This window comes from Micromonospora sp. WMMD730 (assembly GCF_049178955.1).
GTDB lineage: Bacteria > Actinomycetota > Actinomycetes > Mycobacteriales > Micromonosporaceae > Micromonospora > Micromonospora wenchangensis.
Window position 1 is genome coordinate 5,410,957 of the sequence record NZ_JBMHML010000002.1, and the last position, 17,544, is coordinate 5,428,500.

Annotated in this window: 17 protein-coding genes; 7 read left to right on the forward strand and 10 right to left on the reverse strand. The window is 74.6% G+C overall.

Annotated elements, in window-relative coordinates; all coding sequences use genetic code 11:
• The first annotated feature begins 30 nt into the window (after positions 1-30).
• On the forward strand, positions 31-1,611 hold the full coding sequence (locus tag ACN265_RS22865; protein WP_420115460.1) for an alpha/beta hydrolase: 1,581 nt from the start codon (positions 31-33) through the stop codon (positions 1,609-1,611).
• An 85-nt stretch (positions 1,612-1,696) separates the two neighbouring features.
• On the opposite strand, the gene ACN265_RS22870 is transcribed toward ACN265_RS22865, so the two are convergent.
• On the reverse strand, positions 1,697-2,194 hold the full coding sequence (locus tag ACN265_RS22870; RefSeq protein ID WP_357928182.1) for a potassium channel family protein: 498 nt from the start codon (positions 2,192-2,194) through the stop codon (positions 1,697-1,699).
• Between the two features lie 121 nt (positions 2,195-2,315).
• On the opposite strand from ACN265_RS22870, the gene ACN265_RS22875 reads away from it, so the two are divergent.
• Complete coding sequence (locus ACN265_RS22875; protein ID WP_421409409.1) at positions 2,316-2,768, forward strand: GNAT family N-acetyltransferase; 453 nt, start codon at positions 2,316-2,318, stop codon at positions 2,766-2,768.
• Between the two features lie 43 nt (positions 2,769-2,811).
• On the opposite strand, the gene ACN265_RS22880 is transcribed toward ACN265_RS22875, so the two are convergent.
• Genes ACN265_RS22880 through ACN265_RS22895 form a run of 4 tightly spaced genes read right to left on the reverse strand, consistent with a single transcriptional unit; the run spans position 2,812 to position 10,855 of the window.
• Complete coding sequence (locus ACN265_RS22880; protein WP_204924015.1) at positions 2,812-3,528, reverse strand: ABC transporter ATP-binding protein; 717 nt, start codon at positions 3,526-3,528, stop codon at positions 2,812-2,814.
• Positions 3,525-4,523 carry an ABC transporter ATP-binding protein gene (locus tag ACN265_RS22885; protein WP_421409411.1) on the reverse strand — a complete coding sequence of 333 codons (999 nt, stop codon included), beginning with the start codon at positions 4,521-4,523 and terminating at the stop codon, positions 3,525-3,527. Before ACN265_RS22885 ends, ACN265_RS22880 begins: the two co-directional genes overlap by 4 nt.
• A gap of 1 nt (position 4,524) precedes the next feature.
• Positions 4,525-7,626 carry an FtsX-like permease family protein gene (locus ACN265_RS22890; protein WP_421409413.1) on the reverse strand — a complete coding sequence of 1,034 codons (3,102 nt, stop codon included), beginning with the start codon at positions 7,624-7,626 and terminating at the stop codon, positions 4,525-4,527.
• Between the two features lie 43 nt (positions 7,627-7,669).
• Positions 7,670-10,855: an FtsX-like permease family protein gene (locus tag ACN265_RS22895; RefSeq protein WP_421409415.1), complete on the reverse strand. Its 3,186-nt coding sequence runs from the start codon at positions 10,853-10,855 to the stop codon at positions 7,670-7,672.
• A gap of 140 nt (positions 10,856-10,995) precedes the next feature.
• Here ACN265_RS22895 and ACN265_RS22900 point away from each other — a divergent pair, with 140 nt between their 5' ends.
• Complete coding sequence (locus tag ACN265_RS22900; RefSeq protein ID WP_402890847.1) at positions 10,996-11,289, forward strand: hypothetical protein; 294 nt, start codon at positions 10,996-10,998, stop codon at positions 11,287-11,289.
• A 286-nt stretch (positions 11,290-11,575) separates the two neighbouring features.
• Here the strand turns inward: ACN265_RS22900 and ACN265_RS22905 are convergent, their stop codons facing one another.
• From ACN265_RS22905 to ligD, 4 genes are all read right to left on the reverse strand, one after another.
• Positions 11,576-12,163 (reverse strand): GNAT family N-acetyltransferase, encoded by a 588-nt coding sequence (locus ACN265_RS22905; RefSeq protein WP_421409417.1) that lies wholly within the window; start codon positions 12,161-12,163, stop codon positions 11,576-11,578.
• A gap of 14 nt (positions 12,164-12,177) precedes the next feature.
• Positions 12,178-12,366 (reverse strand): hypothetical protein, encoded by a 189-nt coding sequence (locus ACN265_RS22910; RefSeq protein WP_421409420.1) that lies wholly within the window; start codon positions 12,364-12,366, stop codon positions 12,178-12,180.
• 569 nt (positions 12,367-12,935) lie between these two features.
• Complete coding sequence (locus ACN265_RS22915; protein WP_363656503.1) at positions 12,936-13,091, reverse strand: hypothetical protein; 156 nt, start codon at positions 13,089-13,091, stop codon at positions 12,936-12,938.
• A gap of 343 nt (positions 13,092-13,434) precedes the next feature.
• Positions 13,435-14,475 (reverse strand): non-homologous end-joining DNA ligase, encoded by a 1,041-nt coding sequence (gene ligD, locus ACN265_RS22920; RefSeq protein ID WP_420115470.1) that lies wholly within the window; start codon positions 14,473-14,475, stop codon positions 13,435-13,437.
• A gap of 47 nt (positions 14,476-14,522) precedes the next feature.
• On the opposite strand from ligD, the gene msrB reads away from it, so the two are divergent.
• On the forward strand, positions 14,523-14,933 hold the full coding sequence (gene msrB / locus ACN265_RS22925) for a peptide-methionine (R)-S-oxide reductase MsrB (RefSeq protein ID WP_420115471.1): 411 nt from the start codon (positions 14,523-14,525) through the stop codon (positions 14,931-14,933).
• A 58-nt stretch (positions 14,934-14,991) separates the two neighbouring features.
• On the opposite strand, the gene ACN265_RS22930 is transcribed toward msrB, so the two are convergent.
• Positions 14,992-15,267, reverse strand: coding sequence for an isoamylase early set domain-containing protein (locus tag ACN265_RS22930; RefSeq protein WP_204924007.1), 276 nt, complete (start codon positions 15,265-15,267; stop codon positions 14,992-14,994).
• A 155-nt stretch (positions 15,268-15,422) separates the two neighbouring features.
• Between ACN265_RS22930 and ACN265_RS22935 the strand changes: the two genes are divergently transcribed.
• From ACN265_RS22935 to ACN265_RS22945, 3 genes are all read left to right on the forward strand, one after another.
• Positions 15,423-15,680 (forward strand): Prokaryotic metallothionein, encoded by a 258-nt coding sequence (locus ACN265_RS22935; protein ID WP_204924006.1) that lies wholly within the window; start codon positions 15,423-15,425, stop codon positions 15,678-15,680.
• A 91-nt stretch (positions 15,681-15,771) separates the two neighbouring features.
• Positions 15,772-16,227, forward strand: a complete 456-nt coding sequence (locus ACN265_RS22940; RefSeq protein WP_421409424.1) for a GNAT family N-acetyltransferase — start codon at positions 15,772-15,774, stop codon at positions 16,225-16,227.
• 134 nt (positions 16,228-16,361) lie between these two features.
• Positions 16,362-17,477: a lytic polysaccharide monooxygenase auxiliary activity family 9 protein gene (locus tag ACN265_RS22945; protein ID WP_420115472.1), complete on the forward strand. Its 1,116-nt coding sequence runs from the start codon at positions 16,362-16,364 to the stop codon at positions 17,475-17,477.
• Positions 17,478-17,544: the final 67 nt, after the last annotated feature.

Here is a 17,544-nt window from a genome sequence, read left to right on the forward strand (position 1 = left end):
TGACTGCTACCCGATCATGGAGGTCCGCCGGTGACCAGCACCGCCCGTCGCAACCGCCGGTTCCGGCTCGCCCTGGCCGGCTTCGTCGCGGGCGCGCTGCTCGTCACCGGGTGCACCATGCCGGCGTTCGCCCCGCGCACCGAGGACTCGTCGGCGGCGCAAACCGGCACCGGGCCCACCTGGCGGGCCTGCCCCGAGGTCGCGCAGGACCTGGTCGGCCGGGGCGCACCGGGCATGCGTTACGAGTGCGCCCGGATCGCCGTGCCGCGCAACTGGGGCACCGGCACGGGGGCGACCGCCGGGCCGGGCAGCGGCGAGACCTTCGAGATCGCGCTGCTGCGGGCCCGTTCCAGCAAGCAGCGGGACCGGATCGGCTCCCTGGTGATCAACCCGGGCGGGCCGGGCGGGTCCGGCGTGGACACCGCCGTCTACCTGTCGTTCGGGCCGTCGTTCGGAGGGCTGCCCACGGCGGTGACCGACCGGTTCGACATCGTCGGCTTCGACCCGCGCGGGGTGTCCCGGTCCAGCCCGGTGAAGTGCATCTCCGACGCCGACCTCGACGCCAGCTTCGGCTACGACCCCGATCCGCGCAGCCAGCAGTCGTTCGACGCCTACCAGGCGCTCAACCGGCGGATCGGCCGGGGCTGCGGCGACCGGTACGGCGACCAGCTCCCGCTCTACGGCACCGAGCAGGCCGCCCGGGACATGGACGCGGTCCGGGCCGCCGTCGGCGACGACAAGCTCACCTACCTCGGCTACTCCTACGGCACCCTGCTCGGCGCGACCTACGCGCAGCTCTACCCGCAGCGGGTCCGGGCGCTGGTGCTCGACGGCGCGGTCGACCCCCGGCAGCAGCTGGTGGCCGGTTCGGAGAGCCAGGCCCGGGGCTTCGAGCGGGCGTTCGACAACTTCGACAGGTGGTGCGCGGCGAACGCCGGACGCTGCCCGATCGCCCCGGACGCCCGGGGCGCGGTCACCTCGGCGATCGACAAGGCGAAGGTCTCCCCGGTACGCGGCGCCGACGGCCGGGAGGCCACCTCCGGGTGGGTCTTCTACGCGGTGATCTCCTCGCTCTACACCGAGTCGGGCTGGGAGGAGCTGGCCCGCGCGATCGACCGCCTCGACGAGGGTGACCCGACCGACGTGTTCAAGCTCGCCGACTCGTACGCCGGGCGGGGCGAGGACGGGCACTACTCCAACCTCTTCGACGCCAACCTGGCGGTGAACTGCGCCGACGAGACCGAGAAGCCCGGCGTCGACCAGATCCGCCGGTTGCAGTCCGAGTGGCGGCAGAAGTATCCGCTGTTCGGGCCGGCCCTGGCGGTGGGCATGTTCGGGTGTGTCGAGTGGCCGGGCGGGCGGGACCCGTATCCGACCGGCCGGGCCGACGGCGCGCCGCCGATCGTGGTGGTGGGCACCACCGGTGACCCGGCCACCCCGTACGAGCAGACCGCCCGGCTGGCCGACATGCTGGGGGTCGGGCGGGTGCTCACCTGGGAGGGCGAGGGGCACACCGCCTACCCGCAGACCTCCTGCATCACCGAGGCGGTGGACGCCTACCTGATCTCGCTCACCGTGCCCCGGGAGGGGCTGCGCTGCCCCGCCCGCTGACCGGGGCGGCAACCGCCACCGGGCCACGGGACTCCCCCACCGGGCGGCTGTCGCCGCACCGGCCCGAGCGGCCGCCGTCGGTGGGTCAGCGGCGGTTGCGGCGTCCGCGCAGCCGTTGCCGGACGAGGGTCGCGTGGTCCGGTGGGGCCGGTGGTGGCGGCGGTTCCGGCAGCACGATGCCCTGCCGGGCGGCCAACTCCTCCAGCAGCGCCCGCATCCGCCGCACGTCGTTCTTCAGCTCCTCCTGCTCGACGTGCTCGAACGCGTCGTCGTCGACGATGAGCCGACTGGCGAAGTGCGCGGTGATCAGGGGGATGACCAGCAGCACCATGGTGGAGATCAGCAACGCGGCGAGGGCCCGTCCCGCCCAGGTGGTCGGCGAGATGTCGCCGTACCCGACGGTGGAGGCGGTGACCACCGCCCACCAGACGGCGTCGGCGGCGCTGCGGTGCTCCACCTGGCCGTAGATCACCCCGGCCACCACGATCATCAGCAGGTACGACGTGATCAGTGTCCGGGGCGAGTTGGCGAAGTACACCAGGCCCCGGTAGACCCACCGGAACGGCAGCAGCAACAGCTCCATGTCGCACCATGCTGCACCCCGGCCGCCACCGCCGCCCGGCGGGCGTCCGACGACCGACCGCAGGCCGCGACACCCACCTGCGCCCGGCGACCGGGCGGGGTGCTGTGACAGGCTGCCGGTCATGACCGACGTGACCCTCCGCGAGGCGGTCCGGGCCGACCTGCCCGCCATCCTGACCCTGCTCGCCGACGACGTGCTCGGCCGCACGCGCGAGCACGCCACGGTGGACGAGGCGTACGAGCGGGCCTTCGCCGACATCACCGCCGACCCGCGCAACCAGCAGCTGGTGGCCGAACGGGACGGGGAGGTGGTCGGCTGCTTCCAGCTGACCTACATCCCGGGGCTGGGCCGGCACGGCGCGCAACGGGCGCTGGTCGAGGCGGTCCGGGTCCGCGCCGACCTGCGCGGGCAGGGGGTGGGCGAGGCGATGATGACCTGGGCGATCGACCAGGCCCGGCGGCGGGGCTGCGGGTTGGTGCAGCTCACCACCGACAAGTCCCGCGCCGACGCGCACCGGTTCTACCGACGCCTCGGCTTCGTCGCCAGCCACGAGGGCATGAAACTCCCCCTCTGACGGGGCGGGCGCGGGGCGGGCGGGCGCGGGTCAGCCGGGCGCGTCAGTCGTCGGCCAGGCGGCCGTCGCGCAGGGTCAGCGTCCGGTCGGCCACCTCGATCAGCGCCGGATCGTGGGTGGCGACCAGCGCGGTCATCCCCCGGGCGTGCACCACCGCGCGGAGCAGGTCCATGATCGCCCGGCCGGTCTCGGAGTCGAGCTGGCCGGTCGGCTCGTCGGCGATCAGCAGGTCGGGTTCGTTGGCCAGGGCGCGGGCCACCGCGACCCGCTGCTGCTGCCCGCCGGACAGCTCGTAGGGGCGCTGTCGGGCGTGCGCGCCCAGACCCACCAGTTCCAGCAGCACCGCCACCCGTTCCTCGCGCTCCGCCGCCGGGACCCGGGCCAGCCGCAGCGGCACCCCGACGTTCTCCGCCGCCGACAGGATCGGCACCAGTCCGAAGGTCTGGAACACGAAACCGACGGTGCCCCGGCGCAGCCGCAGCAGCTCGGCCTCACCGGCGGCGGTGACGTCGTGCCCGGCCACCCGCACCCGGCCGGCGTCCGGTCGGTCCAGCCCGCCGACCAGGTTGAGCAGGGTGGTCTTGCCGGCGCCGGAACGTCCCCGCACCGCCACCAGTTCGCCCCGGGCGGCGGTGAAGGAGACCTCGCGGACGGCGTGCACGGCATGCCGTCCCCGGCCGAACGTCCGGCTCACCTGCTCGACCCGGACCACCTCGTCGGTGACCGGGTCGGCGGCCCGGACGGAAACCTGCTCGCTCATGCGTCACTCCCGTTCGGTTGCGGCGTCCGGTCGCCGGGGCGGACCTGCACGTGGTCCGGGGCGAGGTCGAGGCGGACCCGGTCGCGCAGGGCCAGCGCCTCCACGAAGGGCGCCGGTAGCTGCATCCGGCCGGTCCGGTCCAGCACCGCGTACTCCTCGCTGACCAGTTCGGTGCTGCCGTCGACGCCGACGCGGGCGGTGCGGCGTACCTCGGAGGCGGTCCGGCCGTCGCGGATCGCGACGGTGCGGCGGACCTGGTCGGCGACGGCGTGATCGTGGGTGACCACCACCACGGTCACCCCCAGTTCGGCGTTGATGGTGCGCAGCGCCGCGAAGACCTCCGCGCCGGTCGCCTCGTCCAGCTCCCCGGTCGGCTCGTCGGCGAAGAGCACCTCCGGGTCGTTGGCGACCGCCACCGCCACCGCGCAGCGCTGCTGTTCGCCGCCGCTGAGCTGGCCGGGTCGCCGGTCCGCGCAGTACCCCACCCCGACCAGTGCCAGCAGTTCGTCGGCGCGCTGCCGGCGGGCCCGTGCGCCACCGCCGCGCCGGGCCAGCCGCATCGGCAGTTCCACGTTCTCCCGCGCGGTCAGGTACGGCAGCAGGTTCCGGCTGGTCTGCTGCCAGACGAACCCGACGGTGCGTCGCCGGTAGGCCAGCCGGCGGCGGGCCGACATCGACAGCAGGTCGTACTCGGCGACCCGGGCGATGCCGGCGGTCGGGGTGTCCAGCCCGGAGAGGATGTTGAGCAGGGTCGACTTGCCCGAGCCGGAGGCCCCGACGATCGCCACCAGCTCACCCCGGTCGATCACCAGGTCGAGTCCCTGGAGGGCGACCACCTCGACCCCCTCGGTCTTGAAGATCCGGACCAGCCCGTCGCAGACGATGTGCCCGCGCAGCCGGTCCTGCCCGCCGGCCCGTTCGGCCGCCCGCTGTGCCGCCCGGCGTTGCAGGTCTGCCAGGTCCGGGACGACGGGGTTCGGGGCGGTCGTGGTCATCTCAGCTCTCCTCTCCGAGCCGGAGCACCTCGCCGAGGCGCATCCGACGGTTGTTCAGGGCCTCCACCGCCAGGGCGAAGCCCAGCGCGACCGCGCCGAGCCCGACCGTGGCGGCGACCGGACCGGGGGCGAACCCCACCCGCACCGGCGTGCCGTTGGTGAACGCGGCGAGACCGAGCAGCGGGGTGAGCAGCAGCGGCAGCAGCACCCCGACCAGTGCGCCGGTCAGCACCGCCACCCCGACCAGTGGGGCCAGCTCCACCAGCAGCAGCCCCCGCCACTGCCGGCGGGACAGCCCGAGGGTGCGCAGCCGGGACAGCACCTCGCCCCGGGCGCGGGCCCCGGCCAGCACGGTGAAGGCGACCGCGAGCAGCGCCAGCACCCCACCGGCCACCGCACCGGTGGTGAACCCGAACGCCAGCAGCCCGTTGGCGCCCCCGCCGCCCAGCCGCAGCCGGGTCTGTGACCAGGTCTGCACCGCCACGCCCCGGGGCCGTTCCCGGCCGGTCACCGCGCCGCCGGTCTGGTAGCGCTGCTGACCCTCGTCCCCGGCCTGACGCAGCGCCCCGGCGTCGAGCCGGTCGCCGGCCACCAGGAACCCGGTGGGCACCGGCGGGCCGTCCCGCCGGGGCAGCGCCTGCCAGGGCAGCACCACGTACCGGCTGGTGTTCGGCCGGGCCAGCGGGAAGTCGGCGACGGTGTCGGCGGGGGTGAACTCGTACCGCTGGCCCTGCACGGTGACGAAGGCGGACCGCAGGCCGGCGTCGGCGAGGTCGGCGGCGACCGCCGGGGAGACCACCGCCGGCAGCGGGCCGTCGCCCGGCCGGGCGTCGCGTAGCGGGCCGGGCACCGGGACGTCCCGGCCGGCGGCCCGCGCCGTGCGGGCCAGGCCGGGGCCGTCGACCAGCAGCACGCTGGTGTCGCGCAGCCGGGCGTCGGTGCCGGCGGCGTCGGTGGCCAGCCGCTGCGCCGACTCGTCGACCAGTCCGGTGGCGGCCCGCACCCCGGGCAGCCGCTCCAGCGCCGGCCCGGTGTCGGGGGCGAGCCGGTCGCCCCGGATCAGCGCGTCCGCCGGCACCGCCCGGGTGGCGACGTCGTCGCGGGTGTCCTCGATGCCGGTGGCGACCACCGCGCAGAACGCGGCGGTGGCGACCGCGAGCACCACCACGACCAGCGGGGTGGCCGCCGCCGCCCGGCCGGCGCGGGCCGTGCCGAGGAAGGCGACACTTCCCCGGGTACGCGCGGCGAGCCGCCCGGCCAGCCGCACGGGCCACGGGTACAGCCGCAGCGCCAGCACCGACGCGGCGATAGCGACCAGCGCCGGCACCGACACCAGCAGCGGGTCCACCGTGCCGGGGGTGAGGCCGCGCCGCCGCAGCAGCACCACCGCCAGCCCGGCCAGCAGCACCAGCGCGGCCTCGGTGGTGGCCCGTCGGGCGGACGGCCGCAGCCGGCCCAGGTCCCGCCGCCCGACCACCCCGGACGGTACGGCCAGCGTCGCCACCGGCAGCGCCAGGGTGACCAGGACAGTCGCACCCACGGCGAGCGGCCCGGTGCCGCCGGGCGCACCGGGCAGCAGGCCACCGAGCAGCCAGCCGAGCCCGGCGGCGGGCGGGACGACCAGCAGCGACTCGGCGAGGCTGCGCCGCAGTCCGGTGGTGGTCCCGCCGCCCCGGGCACGGATCAGCACGAACTCGGCGCGGCGGCGGCGTACGGCCAGCGCGGCGGCCAGCACGACCAGCCCGGCCAGCGTCGCCAGCACCCCGGCGGCGATGACGGCGAGCAGGGTACGCGCCGAGGTGACCGCCCGGCTGAACTCGCGCAGCGGGACGTCGACGCCCTGGGTCAACTCGGTGTCGGTGGCGGTGCTGGCCCGCGCCAGCCGTTGCACCCCGTCGACGAGCTGGTCGACGCGCCGCACGTCGATGCCGTCCGCGCCGAGCCGGTAGCGCCAGGTGAAGGAGATCGGCCGCCCCTGCCCGGCCAGCCGGTCCAGGGCGGCGACGGCGACCGCCCCGACCAGGATGAACGGTTGACCGTCGCCCTCCGGCTCACCGACCTGAAGCAGCGACGGCAGGGCGTCCCAGCTTCCGTCGGCGGGGTCGACGGGGCGGAACGTCCCGACCACGGTCAGCGGGGTCGACGGGTGTTGCGGGTCGGGGGCGGCGAGGCGGAGCCGGCTGCCGACGCGCAGCCCGAACCGGCCGGCGACGTCGGCGTCGAGGGCGACCTGCACCGGGGCGTCGTCGTCGGGCGGGACGGCCGGCCAGCGTCCCTGCACCAGGGTGCCGGTCGTCTCGATGCCGGGGGCGGCCCGCAGGCCCAACTCCACCAGGTAGTTGCCCCGGGCCAGGTCGGGGCCGGTGACCAGGTCGCCGGGGGTCTGCGCGGCGTACCAGCGGTGCGCCACGGCGGCGCGCACGTCGGCGGGCATCCGCTGCTGGAACGTGTCGAGGTCGGCGGCCCGGCTGCTGGCCGGTGGCGCGCCGACGACGGGTCGGGTGGTGTAGGTCAGGTCGCGGCGGGCACCGGGCTCGGCGGCGAGGTGTTCCCGCAGCCCCTGGTCGGCCAGCCGGTTGGCCACCCTCGGCACCCCGCCGACCAGCAGGGCGATCACCAGGGTCAACGCGGCCAGCAGCAGGAACTGCCCGCTGTGGGCGCGTACCCGACGGATCACGACGCCGATGTTCATCGCTGGTCCTCCCCGTGGTGCAGCGGTCCGGTCGTCGTGGTCCTCACCGGTCTCCCCCGGTGCGCAGCCGGGCGGCGGCGACCCGCTGCCGCAGCCCGGCGGCCATCGCCGCGCTGCCGGCCAGCGCGGCCAGCAGCAGCCCCGCCACGGTCCACCCGATCGGGGCCCAGGCCAGGGCGAACGCCGGCTGCTGGCCGGTGGCGCGCCGACGACGGGTCGGGTGGTGTAGGTCAGGTCGCGGCGGGCACCGGGCTCGGCGGCGAGGTGTTCCCGCAGCCCCTGGTCGGCCAGCCGGTTGGCCACCCTCGGCACCCCGCCGACCAGCAGGGCGATCACCAGGGTCAACGCGGCCAGCAGCAGGAACTGCCCGCTGTGGGCGCGTACCCGACGGATCACGACGCCGATGTTCATCGCTGGTCCTCCCCGTGGTGCAGCGGTCCGGTCGTCGTGGTCCTCACCGGTCTCCCCCGGTGCGCAGCCGGGCGGCGGCGACCCGCTGCCGCAGCCCGGCGGCCATCGCCGCGCTGCCGGCCAGCGCGGCCAGCAGCAGCCCCGCCACGGTCCACCCGATCGGGGCCCAGGCCAGGGCGAACGTCGGCGCGGGCACGGGTCGCCCGGCGGCCGGGGTGAGGATCACCAGGGGTGCCATGGTGGCTCCGACGACCGCGCCGAGCAGCAGGCCGACGCCGACGCCGATCCCGGCCAGGAAGGTCTGTTCGGCGAGCAGCGCGCGGGCCAGCAGCCGGGGGGACGCGCCGAGGGTGTGCAGCACCGAGAACTCGCCGAGCCGGTGCCGGGCGGTGGCCCACACGTCGACCACCAGGCCGACCAGGGCGAGCAGCACCGAGCCGAGGGCGGCGGCCAGCAGCCCGGTCCGGGCCCCCTGCCAGTACGGGTCGTCGGCGGCCACCGCGGCGGCCTGCCGGCGGTCCAGCAGGGTCGTCCCGGGTAGCGCGGCGGCGGCCCGGGTCGCCTCGGCGTGGGCGGCGGCGTCGGTCCGCAGCCACCATTCGGGTACCGGCCGGACGGTGCCCGAGTTGCGGATCAGCCAGTCGGTGGCGGCGGGCAGGTCGAGCAGCACCCCGTCGCCGGCGGTGGCGGGCAGCGCGGTCACCTCCCCGAGCAGGCGCACCGGCAGGGAGACCCCGGACAGGGTGAGCTGCACGGTTTCCCCGGGCCGGACGTTGAGCGCGGCCCGCACGGCCGGGGTCATCACGGCCGGTACGGCGGTGTCCGGGCCGTCCGGCACCACCGCGAAGCGGGACGCCGGCTGGTAGGCGTACCGGCCGCCGTCGAGGAACCCGACGGGGTGGGTGGCGGTCAGTCCGGCGCCGTCGGCGGTGGCGGTGCTGTTCGCGGCGGACTCGGCGGCGGCCACCCGCCACCGGCCGGTGAGCGGGAGCGTGGTGGAGCGGGCGTCCGGGCCGACGGTGCGCAGGTCCCGTACCTTCAGCGCGTACGCGGCGCCGGCGACGTCCCCGCCGTCGGCCGCGAACCCGGCCAGCCGCAGTCCCGCGACGGCGGGCAGGTCGACCCGGAACCCGGTGGCCCGCCCGTCGCTGCCGGTGCTCGCCACGGGCAGCCGGTAGGCCAGCCCGTCGGCCCGGGTGAGCAGCACCGACACGGCGATCCGGTGCGGGACGACGGCCTGGTCGACGGGGGTGCTCACGGTGCCGGTGAGGCTGCGGGCGTCGGCCGGCAGCGGCTGCCCGAGGGCCGGCCCCCGGGCGGCGGTCAACCGCGCGAACAGTTCCCGCGCGGGCCGGTCGGCGAGCCGGTCGCTGAACTTGGCCACCTCGGCTGCCTGTGCGGTGTCCAGGCCGAGCACAGTGGCCTGCCGGTCGTCGCGGCCGACCCGGATGTCGTCGCGCCAGGCCGGCAGCGCCCGGTCGACGCCGGGCAGCACGGCGAGCGCGGCGGCCCGGTCGACGGGGGCGACGCCGGTGCGTTCGACCAGCCGCAGGTCCGCGCCGACGCGGTGGTCGGCCTGGTCGACCTGGGACCGTTCCCCGGTGGCGACGAGCGACCAGGCCAGCGTGCTGCCGCCGACGGCGAGGGCGAGCAGCAGCACCGGCCCGGCGTGTGGCCGCCGGCCGGCCTGCCACATCCCGAAGATGGTCGCGGTCCACGGTCGCCTGTCGACGAACCGTTCGGCGAACCGGGTGGCCGGCGGGAGCAGCCGTAACGCCACCACCGCCCCGGCCAGCACCCCCAGGGTCGGCGCGGCCACCAGCAGCGGGTCGACGCCGAGGTCGTTGCCGGCGCCGGCCAGCGGTGAGGAGTAGCGGCGCAGTTGCACCCAGGCGAGGACGGCGAAGGCGACCAGGGCCAGGTCGAGTCCGGCCCGGCTGACGGTGGTGACCCGGTCGGGGCGGGACCGGGCGGCCAGGTCGGCCACGTAGGTGCCCGCGCCGCGCAGGGTGGGGGCGACCATCGCGACGAGGCAGCCGGCGGCGGTGGCCAGGGCCGCCGCCCAGACCCACGGGCCGCCGCCGACGGCACCGCCGAGGTCGACCGGGCCGTCGGCGGCGACCCGGCGCAGCGCCCCGCCGGCGAGCAGGGGCCCGAGCAGGGCGGCGGGGACGACCACCAGGGTCGCCTCCCGGGCGGCCAGGCCGGCGAGTTGCCGGCGGGCCGCGCCCCGGGCCCGCAGCAGGGCGGTCTGGGCGCGCCGGTCCTCGTGCAGCAGGGCGGCGATCAGCACCAGCGCGTACCCGCCGAGGACCACGATCAGCAGCAGCGGGGTGGCCAGGGCCGAGCGGCCGGCCAGGTCGGCCCGGCTGATCCGGTCGATGAGCCGGTCGAGGGCGGTGGCCGCCTGGGCCGACGAGCCGAGCCCGGCCGTCTCGGGCACCCCGGTCGCGGCGGTGGCGACGGCCCGGCGCAGCGCCGGTAGCCGGTCCCCTCCGACGGCGGTCAGGTCGGGCGCGACCACCCAGGCGGCGGAGACCGAGCCGGGGAAGGTGGCCGCGAAGTCGGCCGGGTCGAGCACGAACGGCCCGTGCGTGGCGTCGCTGTCCGCGTCGGTGCCCAGTCCGGGGGCGAGCCGCCAGTACGGGTCGGCCGGGTCGCGGGGCCGCCAGGTGCCGGCGAGCACCACTTCGGTAGGCCGGTCGGCACTGCGGTCGCGCATCGGCACCCGGTCGCCGGTGCGCAGGCCCAACGCACCGGCGACCTTCTCGGGCAGGGTGGCCTGGAGCGGGCCGGCCCCGGCGGTCGGCCAGGCGCCGTCGACGAGGTCGGCGTGCCCGGCCAGGTCGTCCAGGGTGGCCAGGGTGGCGAAGACCGGTTCCTTTCCGGTCCGGATGCCCGGCCCGAGGGTGCCGGTGAGTTCCCGGCCGGTGCCGTAGCGGGCGGCGGAGACCCGGATCGGGGTGCCCTTGAGGGCGGTGGCGAAGCCGTCCCGGACGGCCCGGTCGCGGGTGGCGTACTCGGTGCGGTCGCGGCCACCGGAGCCGCTGACCAGCAGGCTGCGTTCCTCGACGGGCGCGGCGGTGATCAGGGCGCGCTGCCCGGCGTCGACGGCCCGCCGGTTGTAGTCGGCCAGCCCGGTGACCAGTGCGATCGCGACCACCGCGGCGGCGACCGCCGCGAGCAGCAGTCCCCGCGCCTCGTGGGCCCGCCTCCACACCAGCTTCATCCGTTGCCTCCCCCGGGCCCGGGGTCGGGCCGACGGAGAGCAAGAGCGGTGACCCGGCGGGAAAGGTTCGCACCCGTTACTTGATCGTTATCCTGGCCCGCCGGTTGGCCCGCAGGCGTGGATCTGGTGTGATCGGCGGCATGGAAACCGCGCTGATGCTGTCGACCCTCGCCCTCGTGCTGGCGCTGGTGATGCAGTTCCCGCTGCGCAACCGCCGCGACGACGTGTCGTTCCGGCTGGTGGAGATCGAACGCCGCCAGCGGCTGATCATGGAGCACCTGGGCGTCGTGGACCGGGGCCCGGCCCTGCCCGGGGTGCGGGAGCACCTGGCCCGGGGCGACAAGATCAGGGCGATCAAGGCGTACCGGGAGGCGACCGGGACGGACCTGCGCACCGCCAAGGAGGCGGTCGAGGCGATCGCCGCCGGACGCTGACCCCATGATCGACTCAAGTGGGCCGAGGTTGCGCGATCACACGGCTTACATGCCGCAACATCAGCGACATTGAGTTGATCAGCCCGGTGATCGCAGCGCGGTCACACCGGCCACTGAACTCAAGATCGACTCAAGTGGGCCGATATTGCGCGGTCACACGGCTTACATACCGCAACATCAGCGACATTGAGTTGATCACCCCGGCGGTCGCAGCGCGCGCCGGCCCGGCGTCGATTATGGGGCCGGCGTCCAGGCCCGGCCGGGACGTCTTACGACCGGGCCAGGGTCAGCCCCGGACCGGCGCCCGGCGGGCCGGCCGGTACATGGAGCAGACCAGCGGGCCGCCCTCGATCGTGGTGCGCGCCGTGACCGCGAAGCCGAGACGTTCGTAGAGGCGGACGTTGCGCTCGTCGGAGGTTTCCAGCGCGATGCCGTTCGGGTCGCCGGAGGCCTCGACGAGGGTCACCCCCGCCGCGGCGACGGCGGAGCCGAGACCGACGCCGCGCCGGTCCGGGTGGACGCCCAACGTCGCGAGTTCCCACGCGCCGGGTGGCCGCGCCGGCAACTCGACGGCCATGAGCGCCGCCAGCCGGTCACCGTGCAGCTCCGCGATCCGCGCCTGGAGGTCCTCCCCCGGCGCGGGCGCGTCACCCGGCAGGAACGCGGCGACCGCCCGAGCGTCGTCAGCGACGAGGACGAGGCCGTACACGAGGGCGTGCCCCAGGTAGAGGGCCTGTAGCTCTTCGAGTCGACGCGGGTAGTCGTCGGCCGGGATCGACCACCGCGTCCACGGGTAGTCGTGGAAGGCGACGGCGAGCGTACGCGCGGCGCGGGGCAGGTCGGGGGCGGTGGCCCGGCGGATCTGGCTGGTCATCGGCCCGAGCCTAGTCAGTCCGTCGTCAGCTCCGGCCGGTGCTCGCGGATCCACGCCTCGACGTCGGCCTTCCGCCACACCTTGCCCATCGCCAGCACCGCCACGGGTTCCGGGAAGTTCCTCTGGTTGGCGATCACGGACGCGCGCTGGCGGGAGACGTTCCCGAGCATCGCCCTGATCTCCGACACGCCGACGAGGTCCACGGGTTGACAATGACAGCACTCATCACTCTCGACGCCGACAACTACGGAAGCTATTGACGCAGACAACGATCAGGGTCACGATAGTGGCGTGACCGAGTCGAACGTCTCGCCTGTTCATGATCGGCAGCGGCGGCCCGTGGGCGGGCATCCGCCGATGCGCCCGCTGTGGCGGTGCCGGACGTGCGCCGCCCCCTGGCCGTGCCAACCCGCCCGACTGCTTCTGACCAGGGAGTACCGGCGGGACCGGGTGGCACTGTCGATCTACATGGCCAGCCAGTTGTTCGAGGCCACCGCCGATCTGGTGCGACTCAATCCGCACCCGGCCCCGTCCCCGGCGGAACTGTTCGACCGTTTCCTCGCCTGGACGGCCCGACCGTCCACCCGGGCCGCGAACGCGTCCGGGCCGGACGACCGGCGCCGACCCGGGGCCGCGACCCCGGAACCGAAACCGACTTCGGCTGCGGCTGCGGCTGCGGCTGCGGCTGCGGCTGCGGCTGCGGCTGCGGCTGCGGCTGCGGCTGCGGCTGCGGCTGCGGCTGCGGATCGTCCGGCCGACCGCCTGCCGGAAACTACCTGACGAGCAGGGTCAGCAGTCCGGTGAGGGCGACGAGGACCGCGGCCACCCCGGTGAGCACGGCCGGCAGGATCTTGAGGTATTCGAGGATCACGGAATGCCGGCCCGGCACCCCGCTGATCCGCTGCGTTCGTCTCGTCGTGGCCGCCATGGTGATTCCCCTGTCCGGTGCCCGCGTCCGGTCGGATGAATCGGAGCCGCTGACCGGCGAATCGACTGTCGCCGCCGGGAAGCAGCCGACCGGACACTCCACAGCGAGGGCATAAGCCCTGGTCACACGAGTGCAGCCGACTTCCGCGCATCCTACCTTTCATATTCGACCGTAGGCGTGACGACCAGTCGAGCGCAATCATCAGTACCGGAAAGAGTGCGGAGGAATGCCATTTTCACGCGTGGGAGTGGCATGCCGAGCAACTGATTTCGGATTACCGGCGGGCACCCCGTGCCAGCACCACCGCCGGCATTCCGATTTCCGCCGGTGGCGTGGTCGGTTGTCAGGCGGTGGCGTCGTCGGCCGGGCGCTTCGCCCGGCTCGGCTGCACCCGTTTCGGTTCACCGGGCATTTTCGGATGGTCGGGTGGATAGGGCAGGTCGCCAAGGCCCTGCCCGGCGTCCCGCTCGGCCCAGTCGAGCAGGGGGGTGATGTCGACCGGATCGTCGTCGATGCCCGCGTGCGGGTCACCCCGCTCGGCCAACCGGACCGGCACCGTACGCAGATCGAAATCGTCGGGATCGACGTCGGGCAGCTCGTCCCAGGTGACCGGGGTGGAGACGGTGGCCCGCGCGTTGGCGCGCAGCGAGTACGCGCAGGCGATGGTGCGGTCCCGGGCCATCTGGTTGTAGTCGACGAAGACCCGCTGCCCGCGCTCCTCCTTCCACCAGGCGGTGGTGACCAGGTCGGGCCGACGCCGTTCCAGCTCCCGGGCCAACGCGATGGTGGCCCGGCGCACCTCGGTGAACGTCCACCGCGGGGCGATGCGCAGGTAGACGTGCAGCCCCCGGCCGCCGGAGGTCTTCGGCCAGCCGGTGACGCCCAGCTCGGTGAGGATGCCCCGCAGCTCGGCGGCGGCCGTCGCCGCGTCGGTGAAGTCGGTGCCGGGCTGCGGATCGAGATCCACCCGCAGCTCGTCGGGATGGTCGACGGCGGCGGCCCGGACCGGCCACGGATGGAACACCACCGTGCCCATCTGCGCGGCCCAGGCGACGTGGGCGAGGTCGGTCGGGCACAGCTCGTCGGCACCCCGGCCGCTGGGGAAGGTGATGCCGACCGTCTGCACCCACGGCGGCACGCCCCGGGTGGGCACCCGCTTGGAGAAGAAAGCCTCCCCCGCGATGCCGTCGGGGAAGCGTTGCAGGGTGGTCGGCCGGTCGGCCAGCGCGCGCATGATGCCCTCGCCCACCGCGACGTAGTAGTGGAAGACATCGGCCTTGGTGAACCCGCGCTCCGGGAAGATCACCCGATCCGGGCTGCTCAGCCGGACGCTGCGCCCGGCCACCTCGACCTCGGTCGCCGTCGTCTTCCCGCTGGCCGCCATGGCGCGACCATATGCGATGCCCCCGACATCCGACGTACGGTTGACCGGTGAGTCTTGACGAGAGCGAACTGCCCCGCACCGAGGACGAGTGGCGGGTCCGGCTGACCCCGGAGGAGTTCCGGGTGCTGCGCGAGGCCGGCACCGAACGCCCCTTCACCGGCGAGTACGTCGACACGAAGACCCCCGGCGTCTACCACTGCCGGGCCTGCGGGCTCGAACTGTTCTCCAGCGACACCAAGTTCGACTCGCACTGCGGCTGGCCGAGCTTCGACGACGCCATCCCGGGCCGGGTGCGGGAGATCCAGGACACCAGCCTCGGCATGGTGCGGACCGAGATCCGCTGCGCCCGCTGCGACAGCCACCTCGGGCACGTCTTCCACGGCGAGGGCTTCACCCCCAAGGACACCCGGCACTGCGTGAACTCGGTGTCGATCCGACTGGAACCGGAGCAGGGCTGAACCCGAGCAGGGCTGAACCGACGCCGGGCCGAGGCGGAGCCGGACCGAGACCGGGCGGTCAGAGCAGGAGCAGGCTGCCCTCGTCGTCCACCCGGTCGGCGGCGGAGTCGTCGAGCCAGACACCCCCGGTGGCGAGGTAGCGGAACCGGTGCTCGCCGGGACCGAGCCGGACGGTCACCGTCCGCGTGCCGTCCCGGCGTGGCACCAGCTCGTGCCGGCCCGGCTGCCAGTCGTTGAAGCAGCCGACGACGCTGACCGTGCCGGGCGGGGTGTCCCGGGGCAGGCAGAAGGTGACCCGGGTCTGGGTGCCGAAGAGTCTGCTGCGCTTGATCACGTGATCCTCCCGGGGCCGAGGCGTCCTACCGGGTCCAACGCCCGACACGCCGGGGCGAAACGCCGTCCGACCCCACCGATAGGGGCATTTCGCCCTGCGCGACCGCCGCCCTGTCGCACTCTGGGGGCAGATGTCCGATTCGGGGGGTGTGACAGGTGGCTACCTGCGAGGTCTGCGGCAACGACTACTGGATGGCGTTCGAGGTGCGTACGGTCAGCGGTGACGTACACACCTTCGACTCCTTCGAGTGCGCGGCGCACAAGCTCGCGCCGATCTGCGAGCACTGCCAGGTGAAGATCATCGGGCACGGGGTGGAGGTCGGCGGCCGGTTCTTCTGCTGTGCGCACTGCGCCCGCGCCGTGGAGTCCCTGGGTGCGGAGATCCGCGACGCGGTCGGCGCCCGCCCGGCCTGACCCGGCTGACCCACCCGGCCTGACCCACCCGGCCAGCCCCGACGCCACGGGGCGTGCCGGGTCGGCAGGCGGGGCCGCCTACCATCGCCTGATGGCACCGCAGACCGTCGACGTCCACGTCGCCAGCTTCACCGAGCTGGACGTACGCACCTTCCACGACCTGCTGCGGTTGCGGATCGACGTGTTCGTGGTGGAGCAGCACTGCCCGTACCCGGAGCTGGACGGGCGGGACGTCGAACCCGGCACCCGGCACCTCTGGCTGGCCCACGACGGCGTCGTGCGGGCCTACCTGCGGCTGCTCGCCGACCCCGGCGGGGTGGTGCGGATCGGCCGGGTGGTGGTGGCCCCGGCGGCCCGCGGCGGCGGGCTCGCCGGCCGGCTGATGACCGAGGCGTTGCGGCTGGTCGGCGACCGGCCCTGCGTGCTGGAGGCGCAGGCCCACCTGGCCGGCTTCTACGCCGGGCACGGCTTCACGGTGACCGGCCCGGAGTACGTCGAGGACGGCATCCCCCACCTGCCGATGCGCCGCGGTGGGCAGACGACCTGAAACATTGACGGATACCGCTTTCCTATGCAAGCCTGCGGGGGCAGAGCCGTCGTGGGAGCCGACAGCAGGCATGGGAGGGGCAACTCCCGGCCGTCCGGGCGTCGTTCGACCGACCCCTTCACCTCGGAGGCTCCATGTCCACCGTCCTACGCAGACGACCCACCGCGCTCGCGGGGTCGCTGCTCACCATCGGCGCGATCATCGCGCTGCTGCTCACCACCGCCCTGGCCAACTCGGCCTCCGCGCACGGCGCGGTGGTGAACCCGGGGTTCCGCGCCTACAGCTGCTGGGAGCGCTGGGGTGCCGAGTTCCAGAACCCGCGCATGGCCACCGAGGACCCGATGTGCTGGCAGGCCTGGCAGGCCGACCCGCAGGCCATGTGGAACTGGAACGGCCTGTTCCGCGAGGGTGTCGCCGGCAACCACCAGGGTGCCATCCCGGACGGCCAGCTGTGCAGCGGCGGACGCACCCAGAACGGCCGCTACAACGCCCTGGACACCGTGGGCGCGTGGAAGACCACGTCGGTCGCGAACAGCTTCCGGCTGAAGTTCTTCGACCAGGCCAGCCACGGGGCCGACTACATCCGGGTGTACGTCACCAAGCAGGGCTTCAATTCGGCGACCACACCGCTGGGCTGGGGCAACCTGGAGCTGGCCGGGCAGATCGGCAACACGCCGGCCTCCCAGTGGGACAAGGACACCGGTGGCGTGTCGATCCAGATCCCGGTGAACGCGCCGGGCCGTACCGGTCGGCACATCGTCTACACCGTGTGGCAGGCCAGCCACCTGGACCAGTCGTACTACCTGTGCAGTGACGTGGACTTCGGTGGCGGCACCAACCCGACCACCCCGCCGCCCACCACCGCGCCGCCGACCACCCCGCCGCCCACCACGGCCCCGCCGACCACCCCGCCGCCCACCACCGCCCCGCCGACCACCCCGCCGCCGGCGACCGGTGGCTGCACCGCGACCTACCGGGTGACCTCCACCTGGAACGGCGGGTTCCAGGGTGAGGTGGACGTGACCGCCGGTGCCTCGGCGATCAAGGGCTGGACGGTGAACTGGACGTACTCCGGGGGCCAGCAGATCAGCCAGGCGTGGAACGCCACGCTGACCAGCAGCGGATCTGCGGTGACCGTCCGCAACGTCAACTACAACGGCGCGTTGGCCGCCGGCGGGAAGACCACCTTCGGCTTCCTCGCCTCGGGCAGCGGCGCCAGCCCGACCCCGGTCTGCACCGCGACCCTCTGACCGTTCGGCACGGCACAGCAGACGCGACAGCATGGAAGTAGTGGCCTCCCGCGCGGCGGGAGGCCAC

What these genes read in the sequence shown, in the direction of transcription:
- ACN265_RS22945 (WP_420115472.1), top strand. Translation starts at nt 16,362, where the DNA reads ATGTCCACCGTCCTACGCAGACGACCCACCGCGCTCGCGGGGTCGCTG.
- ACN265_RS22915 (WP_363656503.1), bottom strand. Translation starts at nt 13,091, where the DNA reads ATGGCGGCCACGACGAGACGAACGCAGCGGATCAGCGGGGTGCCGGGC.
- ACN265_RS22895 (WP_421409415.1), bottom strand. Translation starts at nt 10,855, where the DNA reads ATGAAGCTGGTGTGGAGGCGGGCCCACGAGGCGCGGGGACTGCTGCTC.
- ACN265_RS22900 (WP_402890847.1), top strand. Translation starts at nt 10,996, where the DNA reads ATGGAAACCGCGCTGATGCTGTCGACCCTCGCCCTCGTGCTGGCGCTG.
- ACN265_RS22880 (WP_204924015.1), bottom strand. Translation starts at nt 3,528, where the DNA reads ATGAGCGAGCAGGTTTCCGTCCGGGCCGCCGACCCGGTCACCGACGAG.
- ACN265_RS22885 (WP_421409411.1), bottom strand. Translation starts at nt 4,523, where the DNA reads ATGACCACGACCGCCCCGAACCCCGTCGTCCCGGACCTGGCAGACCTG.
- ACN265_RS22940 (WP_421409424.1), top strand. Translation starts at nt 15,772, where the DNA reads ATGGCACCGCAGACCGTCGACGTCCACGTCGCCAGCTTCACCGAGCTG.
- ligD (WP_420115470.1), bottom strand. Translation starts at nt 14,475, where the DNA reads ATGGCGGCCAGCGGGAAGACGACGGCGACCGAGGTCGAGGTGGCCGGG.
- ACN265_RS22890 (WP_421409413.1), bottom strand. Translation starts at nt 7,626, where the DNA reads ATGAACATCGGCGTCGTGATCCGTCGGGTACGCGCCCACAGCGGGCAG.
- ACN265_RS22905 (WP_421409417.1), bottom strand. Translation starts at nt 12,163, where the DNA reads ATGACCAGCCAGATCCGCCGGGCCACCGCCCCCGACCTGCCCCGCGCC.
- ACN265_RS22875 (WP_421409409.1), top strand. Translation starts at nt 2,316, where the DNA reads ATGACCGACGTGACCCTCCGCGAGGCGGTCCGGGCCGACCTGCCCGCC.
- ACN265_RS22870 (WP_357928182.1), bottom strand. Translation starts at nt 2,194, where the DNA reads ATGGAGCTGTTGCTGCTGCCGTTCCGGTGGGTCTACCGGGGCCTGGTG.